This is a genomic window from Gracilimonas sp. (genome assembly GCF_031581265.1).
In the GTDB taxonomy this organism is placed as follows: Bacteria; Bacteroidota; Rhodothermia; order Balneolales; family Balneolaceae; genus Gracilimonas.
The window spans coordinates 141,521-158,778 of sequence record NZ_JAVLBQ010000002.1 but is presented as its reverse complement, the minus strand read 5'-3'; the positions used below and the strand labels follow the sequence as shown (position 1 = coordinate 158,778).

Sequence of the window (17,258 nt, the reverse complement as noted above, 5' to 3'; positions counted from 1 at the left end):
GTGGTCCGTTACTCTTGCTCCATCATGCCATCGATGATAGACTTAAACTGCTCAAATGTGCGTGGATTTTGTTCCAGCTTTGTTCCATTGATATAAAATGTTGGGGTGGAATTTACATTTAAATCCAAGCCCTCACGCTTATCAGCCATTACAATCCGCTGCATATCCGCTGAGTTCATATCGTTTTGAAATTGTTCAACATCTAAATCAAGTTCACGGGCATATCCTATAAACATCGCCTCAGCGTTTCCACGAGCCCACTGTTCTTGCCCTTCAAAAATGAGATCGTGCATTTCCTGGAATTTACCCTGAGCCCGGGCGGCCTCAGCTGCTCTTGCTGCAACTTGTGCGTGTGGATGTATATTCAGCGGAAAGTGTTTGTATATTATTGCGACATCATCACCATACGCTTCCTTAATCTGTTCTTCTATGCTCACATAATACTTACAGGCCGGGCATTGAAAGTCACTGTACTTAATAATTGTGACCTCAGGCTCAGTTTCCTCTGTCTCTTGTGCCATCAGTGGCATGCTAAATAGCGCAACTAAAAAAGTGAGTAAAAATAATCCTCGTTTCATCTTATATCCTATTCTCTGTATTGATTTACTTTATCAAAATGTCTTTCCAAGATACCATTCATTTTCTGAATTATCTGTGGAATTTGTTCTTCGGAGTTTTCTTTTCCAAAGGATAAACGTATAAACTCCCTCGCTTCTTGTCCATCTTTTCCGATTGCTGTCATTGTTTTATTTGGTTTGTCGGAACCTACCTGACAAGCACTTCCGGTTGAAATCGCCAATCCGGCATGATTGCTTTCCAGCATCAAAAACTGCCCTTCCATTCCCGGAAACCGCAGCCCTAAAATATTGGGGACGGATCGTTTTGGATGTTCAATTATTTCATGGTCAAAAGGAAGTCTTTCTAATTCTGCTATCAGTTTTTTCCGGAATGATGCAATTCGTTCTTGCTCACTGGAAGCGTTTTGGTTTATCTTTTTTGCCGCCGTAGCAAATGCCGCTATTGATGGTACATCCGCCGTGCCGGGCTTGAATTTCTTTTGATTGTCGGAGTCGGGAAATACCGGTTTCCAGTTTACTTTGGGATTCATCCAAACAGCCCCGATTCCTTTGGGGCCATAAATTTTATGTCCTGAAATAGAAATCGAATCCACATTCAGCAATTGAACATTCAGCGGAATACGCCCATAACTTTGCACACAATCGCTATGTAAAAGAATCTTCTTGGAATGAAGGAATTCCCCAATGGTTTCTAAATCCTGAATAGTCCCTATTTCCGAATTCACGTGCTGAATGGAAGCCAAGGCAGTATCATCCCGAACAAGCGACTTTAATTCATCAACATCAACCCGTCCATATTTATCTACCGAAACTACAGACACTTCATATCCTTCTTGCTCAAGCTTAATAAAAATATTCCGAACTGAGGAGTGTTCAATAGGCGTGGTGATTATATGCTTGCCCTCACAAGCTTTCAGTAAAGAATAGATTGCGAGAAAACTGGATTCTGAGGCTCCTGAGGTAAAAAATATATCTTTTGGCCGTGCATTTAGCGTAGAAGCTATCGTTTTTTTGGAAGCCTCGAGAATTTGTTCTGCACCCGAACCTTTGTCATGCATACTGCTGGCGTTACCAAAATAATTTTTAGCCACTTTTTGATACACTTCAAGTGCTTCATCACTGATAGAGGTAGTTGCGGCATGGTCCAGATATATCATTGAAAAACTCTAAAAAAAGGGTTAAAAACGGTATCTTGTTTTCTGTGTGATAGTTGTCACTCTGAGCGCCCAAAGGTTTTGATTGACCTCTCATGCTTAACGCGAAGAGTCTCAATAATTGATGCATCATAGATTGTTAAATCTTTGAAGTCCTTAGTGAAATACAATTTATTAAATATTTCTGACAGAGCGTTCTGGATGACAATCTTCATAGTTAATCACTCTTCACCCGAAAAATAGACAAATAATTCCCGCTAATCACCTTATGAATCAACTTGAGCTAACGGAACTTCTGAAAAAAGCTTTTGCCGAAGATATTGGCATGGGCGACCTTACTACCAATGCTATTTTTCCTGATTCAAAGCTCGGAAAAGGTACTTATACCGCTAAAGCCGATGGAATTGTGGCCGGACTTCAAATCATCAGAACCGGCTACACACTATTAGACCCGGACGCTAAGGTAACATTTCATAAGCAGGATGGAGATACGGTAAAAAGAGGAGATACCATTGCCGAAGTTAAAGCCTCGGTACGGGCACTCTTAACGGGCGAACGTGTAATTTTAAATTTGATTCAGCACTTGGGTGGAATTGCTACGGCTACCCAAGAAGTCATTATCCTGCTGAATGACGATTCCATTTCTGTCACCGATACCCGAAAAACATTGCCGGGACTGCGTTCACTCCAAAAATATGCGGTTCGTTCTGGAGGGGGATCAAACCATCGATTTCGTTTGGATGATGGGGTAATGATCAAAGACAATCATATAAAAGCGGCCGGGAGTATCACTAAAGCCGTTGAAAGAGTGCGAGCTGAAATCGGACATATGGTAAAAATAGAAGTGGAGACCGAATCTAAACATCAAGTACAGGAAGCAATAAAAGCAGGCGTTGACGTTATTATGCTGGATAATCGTACTCCTGATGAGGTGAAAGAACTTACCGCCATAATCCCGGATAATATTATTGTTGAGGTTTCTGGGGGCATCACTCCGGATACTATAAACGGATATAAAGACTGCGGAGCTGATGTCATTTCACTGGGATGGCTCACACACTCCGTTAAGGCTCTTGATATCAGTTTTAACCTAAAATAATTCTTGCGCCTTGGGAAACGATTTCTTCAATATAATTCTTACCTTTACTGGGCTGAAACCATACAATTTTTGACTACGCAATATTTGCATTATGGAAGTTTTAGACATTCTGGAAATTGACTCAGAAGTAACATTGCCTGACCGCTACAATCAGCTCTCCACTCAAGAGATGGAAGATCGTATCAGGGAGATAAAAGCAAAATTTGGTGAGCGGTTATTTATCCCGGGACATCATTATCAAAAGGATGAAGTCATCCAATTTGCAGATGTCCGTGGCGATTCTCTAAAACTTGCCCAAATCTGTACCGCTAAACCGGAGGCGGACTTCATCCCGTTTTGCGGCGTGCATTTTATGGCAGAAACAGCAGATATGTTAACTCGTCCTGACCAAAAGGTGATTTTACCGGATATGCGTGCCGGTTGTTCTATGGCGGATATGGCGGATATTGATCAAACGGAATCCGGCTGGGAAGTCATGCAGGAAGTTTTTGGGGATACCATTCTGCCCCTCACCTATGTGAACTCAACGGCATCTATCAAAGGCTTTGTTGGAAAACATGGGGGTGCTACCGTTACATCCTCCAACGCCAAGAAAATGCTGGAATGGGCCTTCACCCAAAAAGAGCGTATTTTGTTTTTACCGGATCAACACCTTGGCCGAAATACCGCTTACGACCTTGGAATCCCTTTGGAACAAATGGCCGTTTGGGCCCCGATTGAAGAAGAGTTTGAATACGAAGGTGATTTTGACGATGTAAAAGTTATTCTCTGGAAAGGACATTGTTCGGTTCATGAGAAGTTTAACGTGAAGCATATCGAGAACCTTCGCAAGCAAGAACCGGATATGAATATTTTGGTTCACCCCGAATGTACTTTTGATGTCGTACAAGCTTCCGATTACGATGGCTCTACCAGTTTCATCATCAATACCATTGAAAGTGCCGACCCCGGAACCAAATGGGCTATTGGAACAGAAATGAATCTCGTTAACCGCTTAGCACAGGAAAACCCGGATAAGAAAATCGTTTCTTTAAATCCTTTTATGTGCCCATGCCTGACGATGAATCGAATTGATTTATCTCATTTATTGTGGTCTCTCGAAAAACTGGAACAGGGTGAAGTAGTAAATCAAATCACCGTACCTGAAGAGGTTGCTGAACATGCCGTTTTGGCCCTGAACCGAATGCTGGATCGTTCTTAATTTTTTTACAGTTCGGTATCTGTAAAAAATGCACATCAAATCCTTGTGTAGCAGGAACATAGTCCTATACTTTCCGGTACATATTTTTCGTTAGGCACCCTTAAACCTTCAGTCATTTTTTAGTACCTTCAGGAAACGCAACTCCATGATGAATCAAAGACTTTTAGTATTTCTTCTTTTTTTGTTGGCAGCCCCCATGGTTGCTACCGCTCAAGATGGTCAGGCTGCAGATAATTCTCTTTTGCCTGAAATTAACCCGCAGGATATTGAGATTCGAAGTGAGTTTCAGGCTCGCTTTCCCGGATTAAGACGACAACCTATTCTTGGTTTCAATCCTAAGCCACGCGTATATCAAATTGATCCAAATCGCATGCCTTTCCTGGAAACCCGAGAAGAGGCTGTAGCTGATATTTCCATTACGCAATTGGGACGTCCTGAACCGCCCGCTCGATACTTTCTTTCCATCCCGGCCCGAACTAATGCATACCTGCGGGCCGGCTTTGGAAGTTATTTAACGCCAGAAGTAAACGGATATGGTTTCTTCGAACCAAATGAAAAAAGTATTTTTTCTGCTAATTTGAATTACCGTGGTTCAGACGGGCACCTTCCTGACCAAAAAAGTGGTTTTCATTTCCTCGATTTAAACACCCAATACCATCAACAAACAAATGATAAATGGTCTTTTTCTTTTAATGCCGGTGCTTTCAGTGATCAACTTTATATGTATGATCTTGCAGGAACAAACGGCGTCCCGGAAAAAGTAAACCAAGGAGCTTCTGCTGAGGTTATCATTAGAAAAAGCAATAATGCTTTCAATGGCATGGAATTTACTCTTGGCGGATCCCTTTTTGATGCGGATCTAAAAATTAGCCCTCCCGGAGCAGGGGCCGGCAATGTTGCTGAAAACATGTACTACTCCAGCATATCCTACTATTGGCCCGGTAAGCGCATGTATGAGACTTTCGATATAACGGCTGAAATTTCAGGGGCTCACTACAACACCAATATTTTTAAGAATACTTTCGGAAACGGTCCTTCAGGTGCTGGGCGTGACTGGATTGATAGTCAACTTTCTGTTACTTATGAACTTTTACTCAATCTTCAAACCCGAATTAAAGGAAAGGTTGGAGTAGCCTACGCCAATGACCCTATTTCTGAAACCTTTTATTTTGCCCCTGACATTGAGATAAAACATAATTTGAACGAAGCTCTTTCAGTTTCAGGTAATATCTACGCAAAACCGGTAAGAACAACTTTTCAAGATCATCAGCAATACAACCCATTTATAAGATCATTTAATCAACTTCTGCGCTCATATAATGTAGACGTAAATGCTGAAGTTAATTATCAACTCATTGAAGGAAACCGAATATTTGGTGGTATGGGGTACCAAAGCATTGACAACTATAGTTACTATCAACGCGTTAGAGCTTTTCACCCGATTAATGATCCCTATGATTACTACCGTATTGTTTACGAAGATGCCAATATCTTCGAGATTTACGGCGGAGCAAGCCATCAATTAGTTCCCTCAAAATTTTGGGCAGATGCGAAAGTTTACGTTCGCAGTCCTAAGTTGAAGGGTGGAGGAACCATCCCCTATGAAGAAAAACTGGGGCTTGAAGCTGCGGTTCACTTCAAACCTATTCAGGATTTAAAAATCAGCGGCTGGGGAGAATACATAGGAAAAAGAGAATCTCCTGAAACTAACAGTGATTTAGGGGCTTTTTTACTGCTGAATTTTGGCACAGAATATCAAATTAATGACACATTTGGTGTTTATGCCAAACTGTTAAATATTATGGATCAGCAATATGAAATTTGGAATGGCTACACCGAACGTCCATTCCAAATATTTGGAGGGTTAACCGTTAAATTCTAAGATTATGACAGACGAATTTTTAGAAGCACTGGAAATAGTGATTCGAGATCAAATCATTATGAAAAATTCTGTGGAGATTAAAGGACTCGGTACATTTAAACCGGTTCATCACAATCAAAAGCAAGAAAAAAGAGCGGATGGTACTAATATGATGATCCCTCCAAAAGATACTCTTGAATTTACAGCTGAGAAAAAGGGGTAAGTCATGCATATCGATCATTCTAAACTTGTTGAACTTTTAACAGAAGCCTCGGGGCTTGATGAAGAACAAGTCAAAACACAGCTGAGTGAATTAATTGATGAAATTCATGATGCTATCGGTGAAGGGGATGCCTATGAAGTTGATGGGCTTGGGGTTTTTAGTGGCATTGGAGATAACATTGTATTCATGCCTTCCGATGACCTTGCCACAGAAATTAATTACAAATACGCCGGAATGGAGCCCATAGAACTTGATGATGCTCCTAAAGAGGAAAAAGACGAATCGGTTGAACAAGAAGCTCAGGAAGACGACGAAGATCCCTTTTCAGGAATATTGGATGATACTGAGGAGCCTGATGCAGATTCTTCTATTGAAGAAGAATCCTCTGAGGATGTCGAAGAATTTGCTGATGCCGAAAATGAAGACTCCATCCCTGAAGAAGTGGAAGAAACGCTGGAAGAAAAGCCCGGCTTTGATGACGTTCCCTATGATCCTGAAAAACCGGAAGAGGAAAAAGACAAGCCATTTTTCTCCGGGCTTTTAGATGATATTGACGAACCGGAGCCTACCGAAGAATCTTCTTCAGAAGAACAAGTTGACAGAGCTGAAGCACAAGAACTTGAAGCTGATGTGGCAACAGAACCTGATTCCCCGGAGCAAGAGTCTTCAGATAAAGAGGATGACTTTCTGGCTATTTTTGATGAAGACGCTGATTTAGAACCCGAAGAAGAACAGGATGAAATTGAGTCAGCTGATTTAGAAGAAAAAACGGAAGAAACAGAAACAGTTGAGGAAGGGCAAACTGAAGATCTTGAGCCTGAAGTAGAGCAAGAAGTTGACGAACAGGAAGAGCCTGAGCCGGTTGAAGAAAAAGTTACTGACGAGGATGAAATAGATTCTGAAGAGGAAATCGATTCCGAAGAAGATGAAGATCCCTTTGAAGCATTAGCGGGAGAAGACGAGGACGATGAGCCGGTTCCAGAATCCATTATGGAAGAGCTTGAAGAGAAGCCTGAAGAAGAAGCTGATGAGGACGAACCCATTCCTGTAATTACTAACTTGGCTTCTGAAGATGCAAAAAAGAAAAAAGAAAAAGCAGAGTCTACAACTAAACAGCCAACCTCATCTCCTGCTGCTAACACATCTTCTCCGCCCGTCATGCTTTGGGTACTTCTCATAATCGTTGTGTTAGCGGGAGGTACCTATGGATTAGGCTATTTTGGAGTTATAAATATTCCGGGTATTACCCCTGAGGAAAGTACCACCACAGTCGCATCTGCTGATTCGCCACAACAGCCGGCTACACAGGAAACGGACGCGGAACCCGAGGTTGAAGAGGACGCAACAGAGACTGGAACCGAAGCTGATACTCAGGATCCTCAACAAGAAGAACCTGAACAATCTGAGGAACAACCACCGATTAGTGAACCTCAACAAGAACAACAACAAACAGAAGCTGATCAGGCACAAACTCAGGCTCCGGAAAATCAACCTACATATGGTTTGAATGGAAATCCGGTTTCTGCGGCAAATGACGGATATACTATTGTTCTTTACTCATTAAGTAATCAAGCCAATGCCCAAGAAGCGCACAATGAACTTAGTGAACAAGGCTACAGAGCACTGCTTGCGGAAATTCCATCTCAACAATATGGAACACTTTGGCGCGTAAGCTTAGGACAGTTCGAAACTATGCGCGATGCGGCTATTGCCGTTGAAAACATGGACGAAGACTTTTTAGAAAATTATTTCATAACCAAAATTCAATAAACAGATCATCTACATGTACCCATTGCTGATATTTTTGCAGGACACCACTGCCGTTGATTCCCTGATGGCTATGCAGGAAGAAACCACCTCATTTTTTGATTTAATGCTTGAGGGCGGAGTTTTAATGATTCCCATTTTCGCTCTTTTTATAATCGGAATGTACGTTATCGTTGAGCGATGGCGTGCCCTGAATCGCTCTCATGTTGAACCGGAAAAGTTTTTAGGGACTATAGAGGGCATGCTAAAATCCGGCAAAGGCGGAGCAAGCGAAGCCATGCGTTATTGCGATGAATTTGATAAACCTATTTCAAGAATTATTAAAGCCGGTATAAAAAGGTTGGGACGCCCCATACGCGATATTGAAGACGCCATCGACAATGCCGGGAAAAAGGAAATCTTTTTTCTCGAAAAACGAATGAACTGGCTGGCTACTATAGCAGGTGTGGCTCCCCTTTTGGGCTTTACCGGAACGGTAACCGGTATGATTGAAGCATTTATGGATATTCAGTCTTTACAGGGAAATGTAAATCCAAGCGTGCTGGCCGGTGGTATTTGGGAGGCTTTAATTACTACCGCAGCCGGTTTGATTGTTGGCCTGATAGCTTATGGATTTTATAATTTTCTGCTCGGTAAAATTAACCGCTCTATCTTTGAGCTTGAAAATGCCACGGCAGATTTTCTTGACCTATTACAATCACCCGCCAAAAAAGAGAATAAATAATCATGGCACGAGATTTCAGAAAAGGAGATAAACGCTTACCGCCTCTTTCGCTGTTTTCACAGTCGTCACTGACTGATATTGTATTGTTGTTGCTTATTTTCTTCCTGCTTACCTCTTCCTTTGTTACCAATTTTGGTATCCGGGTGGAAGTACCGAGAGCGGAAAGCAGTGCAGCTACAGAATCGCAATTTATTTCGGTGGCTGTAACTAAAACCGGAGAGTTTTATGTGGATGGTGAACTTACTGCCCGGGGTTCCTTAGCTTCTGCCATAAGAAACGCCCGAAATAATAAACCCCAGAGTACCGTTGTACTTAGGGCCGATAAAGATGCCAAAGTTGATGATGCCGTACGTGTTATGAACGTAAGCAGGGCTTTAAACCTAAGAATAATAATGGCTACGGAACAAGGATCCTAACCAATTATGGGACGTTATAAATTCACAGAGAATGATCGTTTTGCACTTAAAGTTACTCTAAGTGTGAATACCATTCTTCTAATACTTTCTCTTCTTTATACATTCGATATGAATGCGAACGTACGTCCGTCTTATATTGAAGTAGAGTTTGGAGAATATAAAACCGGGCAGCTTGCTGAATATTCTGAGGTACAAAATGAAGAAGTTGCCCAACGCCCCAATCATTCTGAAACGGAACCGGAAGAACCCGTAGAAGAAGTTCCCGAGCCTGAAGTAACACCACAAACTACTACTGAGGAAGAAACCAAGCCTGTTGATTTGCCGGACCAAGTTGAAGAAATTCAAGAAGAAGAAGTAACTACTCCGGAAACGGACAAAATTGATCCCACTCAGCAAGAAACGGACCCACAAGAGGAAGAAGTTGAAGTCCCTCCTGTTGCCCAAGAAAATGAAACCGTAACAGAGGGAGCGCAAGAAAGCGGAGATGAAGAAGGGGCCCGTGGCGACATGAATTCTGATCAGGGTATCGGTAATGATGAAGATAAAACCTCGCCCTACGAATTAAGCTGGGAAGGCGATATCGACCGATCTCCAATGGTTCAGCTACTTCCCGAAAATTCAGCAAATACAGAGGCCGTAATCACCGTTCGTTTTGAAGTACGGCCTGATGGTACCGTCGGAAGAATCATTCCGCTCAAAAAAATGAACCCTGAGTTGGAAAGAGAAGTTATGAGTACACTAAGAACCTGGCGTTTTTCCAGGTTACCAAGCGGAGTTCCTCAACAAGCCCAGTGGGGAACCATTACATTCCGTTTTGTCTTTGACTAAAATTGTATTCTTATGATTAAAAGATCTGCAATATTACTAATTGTTATAATGTCAGGTATCGCCCTGTCACTGACTTCCTGTAAAAAGGATAATCCCACCAATGATAATGAAGAGGGAATTTATGCCGATATCAATAGTTGGATCCAGGCCAACATGGGTTTCTATTATTTCTGGAATGAGTTTGTGCCCGATGAAGTAAATGAAAGCCAGGTTCCGGAAACTTACTTTGGTAATATGTTAGAGCCCTCTGATAACTTTTCTTACATACGCGATGATGCTGAAGCATTGCTTGACGAGTTGAGTGGCTCCTCGGTTACTGCAGGGTTTTCTCCTGCCTTTAGACGCTTTTTGGATACAGATGAGGTTTTTATTATTATTGAATTTGTATATCCAAATTCTCCAGCTGCCGAAGCTGGTATGAATCGAGGTGATATGATCACAAAAATAAACGGATTTACTTTAACCCTCGACAACTATATCGATCTTTTTTATGAAGAAGGGGAAGTTAGTTATACCCTCCGTAGTTATGACCCTGAAGAAGGTCTGTCAGATGAAGAAATAAATATCGAGCTAACTAAGCAGGAAGTCTCTACCGACCCTGTATTATACACCGATATTATTGAGCGCGATGGCAGCAAAATCGGATATTTATTTTACACCCGTTTTCTTGCAGGAGAAAATGATCAATTCATACAGCGCGTGGACGAAGTGCTAAATGAATTCCAAAATGAGGGGGTTACAGAACTTATCATTGATCTTAGATACAACCCCGGTGGCACCATAAATGCAGCTGAGAACCTTGCAAATTCCATTGCACCACCCTCCGTTACATCCAATGAAGAAGTTTTTGTGCGCTATGAGTACAATGAAGAGTTAGAAGAATTCTATATTGAAAATGACGGGATGGATTCAGAAAATTTAGTGGCTCGGTTTTCAGATGATCCGCTTAATCTCAATTTAGATCGAGCCTTTTTCCTTACTACCTCCAGTTCTGCTTCAGCTAGTGAATTGCTCATCAATGGATTAGAGCCCTACATGGATGTAGTTTCTATAGGTGAGAATACCTTCGGTAAATTTTATGGCTCATTTGTTTTAACCGGACTCAATGCCACCCCTTCTCATGAATATGCAATTGTGCCGGTTACACTAAAATATGCCAATGCCAATGGTGTGACAGATTTTAGAAATGGGTTGAGCCCTGATTATGAGGCTGTTGAAGACCTTTTAGCTTATCGACCCATAGGAGATACTTCTGACCCGTTACTTGCAAAAGCCCTGGAAATTATTACGGGTGAAGAGGGGCCGCCCGCAAAACTTCTATTCGAACTTCCTTATGAAAAATTACCTGATCCGGTAGAACTTAAAAGAGGAAATATATTTACCGATAGGCCCATGACTTTTCCTAAGCCTCATAACAAACCAAATTAGTCTGAATCTGATTTAGGCTTCCCTTTAACCGGAAGATCTACTGAAGAACGTACGTGCAAGTCTCTTTGGGGAAATGGTATTTCGATATTGTATGATGCAAACTTGCGAACGATAGCCTGATTCAGTTCATTTTGTACTGCATATCTTTTCTTTACATCGGGTACCCAAACAAACAGTTTCATGTTCCAGGAAGAATCACCAAAACTTCGAAGCTGAACTTCATACTTCGGGGTTCTTAAGACATTGTCGCTTTCCTCAGCCACTTCGCTTAATGCCTTTAGTACTTTATCAAGATCAGATGAATAGGAGACCCCCACATCAATACTTAAACGATAGGTCGGATCTCCGTGTGAAAAGTTGATTACGTCTTTAGAAACAAATTCCGAATTCGGCACAATGATCGAAATGTTATCAAGGGTTTTTACTTTCGTCGAGCGGATATTTATTTCCTCCACATCTCCCTCAATATTATTTACTGACACTCTATCTCCAACACTTATCGGGCGCTCAAAAAGCACGATCAATCCCGAGATAAAGTTAGAGGTCACATTCTGCAGGCCAAAACCAATACCAACAGAGAGGAAACCAAAAATAACGGCCAACCCGGTCAGGTTAATTCCGAGAAACTGGAAAGAGATAAAAATTCCTATTACCACAATAACGTATTGTGTCATCCGGGCAAGGGTGTAACACAAGCCACTGTCATGGATAAATCCCGGTAAAATTCGATTATTTAAAAGCCTTTTGACGAAGGCCGCAAATAATGAAAAGCCCACGATCAGCAGTATGAAAACAACTAATTTTAAGAAAGTAACAGGAGAGTCCTGTAATGTAAAAAGCTGAACTTGCAATAAATCCCATAGATATTGAAATATCTCCGAGATGGAATAGCCTGTAGGATTTGGCATCACCAGGGAAGAATCCGTGGAAATCATAGAGCTGTCCGGGGCTAAGGAATCAACCTGCGATGTAGGAAGTTGAGTTTGTTTCATAGGGTTAAGATAATGGATAATCCTAAACTTCTATCCATTTTACCGCGAAAATATATTTTCATTATTCCTTCACTTCTATCTTGTCCGCCTGCCAAATTTCATCATTATAATCATTGATCGTACGGTCACTTGAAAATTTACCGATATTGGCCGCATTGATAATTGCTTTACGATTCCACTCATCCTGATCTTTAAATAAGGCAGAAACTTCTTCCTGCTTATTAACATACGCTTCAAAATCAGCCATCACCATAAAATAGTCACCTTCATGGAGGAGGGCATTTATGATCGGCTCAAACAAAGATTTATCTCCATCGCTGAAATAGCCGTCACGAATCTGATCTACGGCCTGCTTTAATTCCTTATTGGCGTTATAGTAATCCCAGGGATTATAACCTTCGAGCCTTAGCTGATCTATTTCTTCTTCCTCAAGACCAAAGATGAAAATGTTTTCATCGCCCACTTCTTCCTTGATCTCTACATTGGCGCCATCCAAAGTACCGATAGTCAGTGCTCCATTGAGGGCAAACTTCATATTGCCGGTTCCTGAAGCTTCCATCCCTGCCGTGGAAATTTGTTCCGACAGGTTAGCTGCAGGTATCAGCTTCTCTGCAAGAGTTACGCTATAGTTTTGCAGGAACACACATTTTAACTTTTGATTTACTTCCGGGTCATTATTTACTACTTCGGCAATACTGTTGATTAACTTAATATGAAGTTTGGCCATGGTATAACCCGGAGCTGCTTTCCCGGCAAATATCACTGTTCTTGGCGTTATATCCAGGTCGGGATTTTCTTTGAGCCGGTTATATAAGGTGACCACATGCAAGGCCGCCATCAGCTGACGCTTATATTCATGGATTCGCTTAATCTGAATATCAAACATGGAGGTTGGCTCTACTTCCAGGTCGTTATGCTCTTGAATATATTCCGCCAACCGCTTTTTATTCTCGAGTTTAATTTCCGCAAATTTCTCACGGAATTTCTCATCATCAGCATACTCGTTGATTTTTTTCAACTCATCCAGGTTCGTAATCCAGTCATCTCCGATTTTATCTGATATTAAATCTGAAAACTCGGGGTTACATTGCTTAAGCCACCGCCGTGGAGTTATTCCATTGGTTTTATTGGTGAATTTATCCTGATACATTTCCGCAAAGTCTTTGAACATCGATTCTTTTAGTAAACGTGAATGCATGGCTGCTACTCCATTTACTTTTCGAGCTCCTACAATCCCCAAATGAGCCATATGCACAACGGGATGCTCACCTTCACTTACAATACTCATGCGGCTTTGGCGCGCCTTGTCATCTCCGAGGTCTACCTTTACTTTATTTAAAAAGCGCCGGTTAATCTCATATATAATATTCAAATGCCGTGGCAGCAAATTTCGGAGCAGGGAAACCGGCCACTTTTCAAGTGCTTCCGGCAGTAAGGTATGATTAGTGTAGGCCATGGTTTCTACCGTGATATCCCAGGCTTTATCCCAATCCATATGCTCCTCATCCAGTAGATAACGCATCAATTCAGGAATGGCCAAATTTGGGTGGGTATCGTTACACTGAATTGATACTTTTTCTGGAAACTTGGTGAAATCGCTCGACTGTTTTTTGAACCGCCGTATGATATCCTGCATGGAAGCCGAAACAAGGAAGTACTCTTGCTTTAGCCGCAATTCCTGCCCCACAAACACCTTATCGTTGGGGTACAGTACACGTGATATATTTTGTTCCAACTGGTTGTCCCGAACCGCATCAATATACTGTCCTTGGTTAAAGCTCTTAAGGTCAATGGCGGAAGAAGACTCAGCCTTCCACAACCGTAGATAATTTACAATCCCATTATCATAACCGGGTATGGGGGTATCATACGCCACCGCTTTTACCCGATGCGTATTTTCCCAAGAATAATGGGTATCTCCCTTACTGGTTTTTACTATGTTCTGATTTCCATAGAATTCAACCGGGTATTGAACTTTAGGTCGAACGGTATCCCACGGGTTGCCATATTTCAACCACAAATCAGGCCGCTCAATTTGATACCCATCCTGAATTTTTTGGTAGAATATTCCATAGTCATACCGAATGCCATGACCAATAGCCGGAATTCCAAGCGTTGCCATCGAATCTAAAAAACAAGCAGCAAGCCTTCCAAGCCCGCCGTTTCCAAGTCCTGCATCCCATTCCTGATCCCGGATATCCTCATACGATAAATCAAGTTCGCCTAATGCTTCGGCTACTAAGTCCCGAACATTTAAGTTGACCAGCATATTATCCAGCAACCGGCCAATCAGATATTCCATAGATAAATAGTACACCCTTTTGGCATTCACCTCATAATAATGCTGTTGCGTTTTCAGGAGCCGGTCATTAAGCCGGTCCATTATTGTTAAGGCAACACTTTGGTATTGATCCCACTTGGTAGTGGAGTACTCATCTTTGGCGAGGGTGTGACGCAGGTGTTGTTTAATATCTTCCCGAAGTGAATCCTTGTCCATGCCGGACCGGATGCTCTTATTTATTGTTTTTTCTTTACTCATAATACTTTTCTCTAATCTAAATAGTTCCTTTAGAAGGATAGTTGAGAGTTGATAGGGTGATTTTGTCCTGATCAAATCTCAGGCAAAATCAACTATCACTTTATCAACTCTCAACTATTAATCCTCTTTTAAATAAATTCCTTGGTCTGGCTTAAAATCAGGCTTGGTTAGGTTGGCCGGAAATCCAAGTTTATGAAACGATTCGTACGCATTAATTGCAACAAAATCCTGCTCAAAAACCCCAAAAACACTGGAACCGCTTCCACTCATACTGGCATACTCTGCTCCGAATTCATAGAATTGATCTTTAATGTTACCAACTAAATGGTGCCTTGGAAATACCGACTTCTCCAAATCATTCATCAGCAAGTAGCGCCATTCGTCCGGTTCTTCCTCAAGCAGTACTTTTTTTAGTGAAAATTCCGGCTCAGACTGTGGCTCACAAAATCGATAGGCTTCTTCAGTGCTGCTTTCAATATTTGGGAATACGGTTACAATCCATGCATTGGGCTGAAGTTCAATAGGCTCAATATCATGGCCTATACCGGTTACAAAAGCTGATTTTCCCTTAATAAAAAATGGGACATCTGCTCCGAGTTTTTTGCCAAGATTTACCAAATCATCTTCTGACAACCCAAGGTTAGCTATTTTATTCATCATTCGGAGAGTGGTGGCGGCATTACTGCTCCCTCCACCCAAGCCGGCTCCGGCAGGTATGTTTTTTTCTACCTTGATGTTAAACTCATCTTTTAAACCCGCTTCTTCCTGAAGCAATTTTACTGCTTTTACAATCAGGTTTGATTCATCTACGGGAATTTTAGGATCACTCATTTCCAAATGCATTCGTCCTGGCTTCACTTCAAACCGATCATTCCATTCAATAAAACAAAACCCTGATTCTATGGTGTGATAGCCATTTTCAAGCTTCTCGAGCACGTTTAACCCGAGATTAATTTTTGCATGTGAATTTGATATCCAAAAATTACTCATTGTCTAAAAACTCATCTTTGTGTTTCATCATATACTCAAACGCAGCGTCGTGATCGTTGGGAATATCTCCGTTTAGAATGGCCTCTTTTACCGCATCTTTCACATCGCCAACCGTCCTTGATGGCTCTATATTAAGTGCTTCCATGATTTCATCTCCGGAAAGCGGATTTTTCCAATTTCGAATGCGGTCCTTTTCTTCCACCTCTTTAAGCCGCTGTTCTACATAATCAAAATTCTTTTGATAACGCTCCTTCTTGTATTCATTTTTGGTGGTAACATCTGCACGACACAGCTTCATTAAATCATCAATGTCATCTCCTGCTTCATAGATCAACCGGCGGATGGCGGAATCTGAAACTTCATCTGATACAAGTGCGATGGGGCGGAGGTGAAGTCGCACCAGTTTACGAACATATCGCATGCGTTCATCCAGCGGAAGCCCCAACCGTCGAAATATTTTCTTGGTCCATTTTGCCCCCAATGCATCATGTCCATGAAAAGTCCAGCCTGCTTTAGGGTGAAATCGTTGCGTAGGAGGCTTAGCGATGTCGTGCATAATGGCCGCCCAGCGTAACCAAAGGTCGGCCCCGAGTTCAATTACATTATCAAGCACCTTTAAGGTATGCCAGAAATTATCTTTATGGCGAACGCCTTCTACCTCTTTTACCCCATGAAGATTATGCATTTCCGGGAAAAACTCTTTCAACAACCCGGTTTTAAATAACATGGTGAAACCAAGGGAGGGATGATCGCTCATAATGATCTTATTGAGCTCATCAATAATGCGTTCTTTGGAAATAATACTGATCCGGCCCGACATCTCCGTGATTGCGTCAAAGCTTTTCTCTTCAATCCTGAAATCAAGTTGGGAGGCAAAGCGAATGGCTCGCATCATCCGCAGAGGATCATCACTAAAGGTTTGATGAGGATCAATCGGGGTTTTTATATTCTCATTTTTTAAATCCTCCATTCCATTGAATGGATCAACGAGTTCACCGTAATTCTCCTTATTGAGCGACCATGAAAGAGCATTGATCGTCAGATCTCTTCGCAATTGATCGTCTTCCAGTGTGCCGTCTTCCACAATAGGTTTGCGAGAGTTTTTGCGATAGCTTTCTTTTCGGGCCCCCACAAATTCCAGCTCCAGGTTTCCGATTTTCACCTGTGCCGTTCCAAATTGTTTGTACACCGCCAAAGAAGAATCCTTCATACGGTCAGAAACTTCCCGGGCTAATTCAATCCCGGAGCCTACCGTCACAAAGTCGATATCAATATCGTCGTTCTTTAATCGGTTGAGGTAATAATCCCGGACGTATCCACCCACTACATAAACAGGTGCATCCAGCTTTTCTGCTGCCTCACTGATTATGGTAAATACGTCTTGGTGGTTTTGGGGTATGTTTTTCATGTGTTCCAAAGCACCGCAAAGATAGGAATGTTAACGGTGGCTTTCAGATA

The 17,258-nt window shown here is 41.9% G+C and carries 15 protein-coding genes; 9 read left to right on the top strand and 6 right to left on the bottom strand.

Annotated elements, in window-relative coordinates; genetic code table 11:
* Window positions 1-8: 8 nt before the first annotated feature.
* Both RI561_RS01795 and RI561_RS01790 read right to left on the bottom strand, forming a co-directional pair.
* On the bottom strand, window positions 9-578 hold the full coding sequence (locus RI561_RS01795; protein ID WP_395078502.1) for a DsbA family protein: 570 nt from the start codon (window positions 576-578) through the stop codon (window positions 9-11).
* 8 nt (window positions 579-586) lie between these two features.
* On the bottom strand, window positions 587-1,735 hold the full coding sequence (locus tag RI561_RS01790; protein ID WP_395078501.1) for an IscS subfamily cysteine desulfurase: 1,149 nt from the start codon (window positions 1,733-1,735) through the stop codon (window positions 587-589).
* 265 nt (window positions 1,736-2,000) lie between these two features.
* Between RI561_RS01790 and nadC the strand changes: the two genes are divergently transcribed.
* The 9 genes from nadC to RI561_RS01745 all read left to right on the top strand — a co-directional run bounded on the left by nadC (window position 2,001) and on the right by RI561_RS01745 (window position 11,279).
* The gene (nadC, locus tag RI561_RS01785) at window positions 2,001-2,831 is read left to right on the top strand and encodes a carboxylating nicotinate-nucleotide diphosphorylase (RefSeq protein ID WP_395078500.1); all 831 of its coding nucleotides are present in this window, start codon (window positions 2,001-2,003) and stop codon (window positions 2,829-2,831) included.
* Window positions 2,832-2,922: 91 nt separating this feature from the next.
* A complete protein-coding gene (gene nadA / locus RI561_RS01780) occupies window positions 2,923-4,032 on the top strand; it encodes a quinolinate synthase NadA (RefSeq protein ID WP_395078499.1) in 1,110 nt (369 codons plus the stop codon).
* Window positions 4,033-4,177: 145 nt separating this feature from the next.
* Window positions 4,178-5,914, top strand: a complete 1,737-nt coding sequence (locus tag RI561_RS01775; RefSeq protein WP_395078498.1) for a hypothetical protein — start codon at window positions 4,178-4,180, stop codon at window positions 5,912-5,914.
* 4 nt (window positions 5,915-5,918) lie between these two features.
* Entirely contained in the window at window positions 5,919-6,116 is a 198-nt protein-coding gene (locus tag RI561_RS01770; RefSeq protein ID WP_395078497.1) for an HU family DNA-binding protein, read from the top strand.
* A gap of 3 nt (window positions 6,117-6,119) precedes the next feature.
* Entirely contained in the window at window positions 6,120-7,886 is a 1,767-nt protein-coding gene (locus RI561_RS01765; RefSeq protein ID WP_395078496.1) for an SPOR domain-containing protein, read from the top strand.
* A gap of 13 nt (window positions 7,887-7,899) precedes the next feature.
* Complete coding sequence (locus RI561_RS01760) at window positions 7,900-8,607, top strand: MotA/TolQ/ExbB proton channel family protein (protein WP_395078495.1); 708 nt, start codon at window positions 7,900-7,902, stop codon at window positions 8,605-8,607.
* A 2-nt stretch (window positions 8,608-8,609) separates the two neighbouring features.
* Window positions 8,610-9,023 carry an ExbD/TolR family protein gene (locus RI561_RS01755; protein WP_395078494.1) on the top strand — a complete coding sequence of 138 codons (414 nt, stop codon included), beginning with the start codon at window positions 8,610-8,612 and terminating at the stop codon, window positions 9,021-9,023.
* 6 nt (window positions 9,024-9,029) lie between these two features.
* A complete protein-coding gene (locus tag RI561_RS01750) occupies window positions 9,030-9,851 on the top strand; it encodes an energy transducer TonB (RefSeq protein ID WP_395078493.1) in 822 nt (273 codons plus the stop codon).
* 12 nt (window positions 9,852-9,863) lie between these two features.
* Window positions 9,864-11,279, top strand: coding sequence for a S41 family peptidase (locus tag RI561_RS01745; protein WP_395078492.1), 1,416 nt, complete (start codon window positions 9,864-9,866; stop codon window positions 11,277-11,279).
* Here the strand turns inward: RI561_RS01745 and RI561_RS01740 are convergent.
* From RI561_RS01740 to RI561_RS01725, 4 genes are all read right to left on the bottom strand, one after another.
* On the bottom strand, window positions 11,276-12,271 hold the full coding sequence (locus RI561_RS01740; protein WP_395078491.1) for a mechanosensitive ion channel family protein: 996 nt from the start codon (window positions 12,269-12,271) through the stop codon (window positions 11,276-11,278). The two genes, RI561_RS01745 and RI561_RS01740, sit on opposite strands and share 4 nt — an antisense overlap.
* A 61-nt stretch (window positions 12,272-12,332) precedes the next feature.
* A complete protein-coding gene (locus RI561_RS01735; RefSeq protein WP_395078490.1) occupies window positions 12,333-14,810 on the bottom strand; it encodes a glycogen/starch/alpha-glucan phosphorylase in 2,478 nt (825 codons plus the stop codon).
* 117 nt (window positions 14,811-14,927) lie between these two features.
* Window positions 14,928-15,800 (bottom strand): 4-(cytidine 5'-diphospho)-2-C-methyl-D-erythritol kinase, encoded by an 873-nt coding sequence (gene ispE, locus RI561_RS01730; RefSeq protein ID WP_395078489.1) that lies wholly within the window; start codon window positions 15,798-15,800, stop codon window positions 14,928-14,930.
* A complete protein-coding gene (locus tag RI561_RS01725) occupies window positions 15,793-17,208 on the bottom strand; it encodes a CCA tRNA nucleotidyltransferase (protein WP_395078488.1) in 1,416 nt (471 codons plus the stop codon). The genes ispE and RI561_RS01725 overlap by 8 nt, the downstream gene beginning before the upstream one ends.
* Between the last annotated feature and the right edge of the window lie 50 nt (window positions 17,209-17,258).

Excerpts from the sequence above, each read along its gene's own strand:
- RI561_RS01775 (WP_395078498.1), top strand. The coding sequence starts at position 4,178 with ATGATGAATCAAAGACTTTTAGTATTTCTTCTTTTTTTGTTGGCAGCC.
- RI561_RS01725 (WP_395078488.1), bottom strand. The coding sequence starts at position 17,208 with ATGAAAAACATACCCCAAAACCACCAAGACGTATTTACCATAATCAGT.
- RI561_RS01735 (WP_395078490.1), bottom strand. The coding sequence starts at position 14,810 with ATGAGTAAAGAAAAAACAATAAATAAGAGCATCCGGTCCGGCATGGAC.
- nadC (WP_395078500.1), top strand. The coding sequence starts at position 2,001 with ATGAATCAACTTGAGCTAACGGAACTTCTGAAAAAAGCTTTTGCCGAA.
- RI561_RS01740 (WP_395078491.1), bottom strand. The coding sequence starts at position 12,271 with ATGAAACAAACTCAACTTCCTACATCGCAGGTTGATTCCTTAGCCCCG.
- RI561_RS01790 (WP_395078501.1), bottom strand. The coding sequence starts at position 1,735 with ATGATATATCTGGACCATGCCGCAACTACCTCTATCAGTGATGAAGCA.
- RI561_RS01795 (WP_395078502.1), bottom strand. The coding sequence starts at position 578 with ATGAAACGAGGATTATTTTTACTCACTTTTTTAGTTGCGCTATTTAGC.
- RI561_RS01750 (WP_395078493.1), top strand. The coding sequence starts at position 9,030 with ATGGGACGTTATAAATTCACAGAGAATGATCGTTTTGCACTTAAAGTT.
- RI561_RS01745 (WP_395078492.1), top strand. The coding sequence starts at position 9,864 with ATGATTAAAAGATCTGCAATATTACTAATTGTTATAATGTCAGGTATC.
- RI561_RS01770 (WP_395078497.1), top strand. The coding sequence starts at position 5,919 with ATGACAGACGAATTTTTAGAAGCACTGGAAATAGTGATTCGAGATCAA.
- RI561_RS01755 (WP_395078494.1), top strand. The coding sequence starts at position 8,610 with ATGGCACGAGATTTCAGAAAAGGAGATAAACGCTTACCGCCTCTTTCG.
- RI561_RS01760 (WP_395078495.1), top strand. The coding sequence starts at position 7,900 with ATGTACCCATTGCTGATATTTTTGCAGGACACCACTGCCGTTGATTCC.
- nadA (WP_395078499.1), top strand. The coding sequence starts at position 2,923 with ATGGAAGTTTTAGACATTCTGGAAATTGACTCAGAAGTAACATTGCCT.
- RI561_RS01765 (WP_395078496.1), top strand. The coding sequence starts at position 6,120 with ATGCATATCGATCATTCTAAACTTGTTGAACTTTTAACAGAAGCCTCG.
- ispE (WP_395078489.1), bottom strand. The coding sequence starts at position 15,800 with ATGAGTAATTTTTGGATATCAAATTCACATGCAAAAATTAATCTCGGG.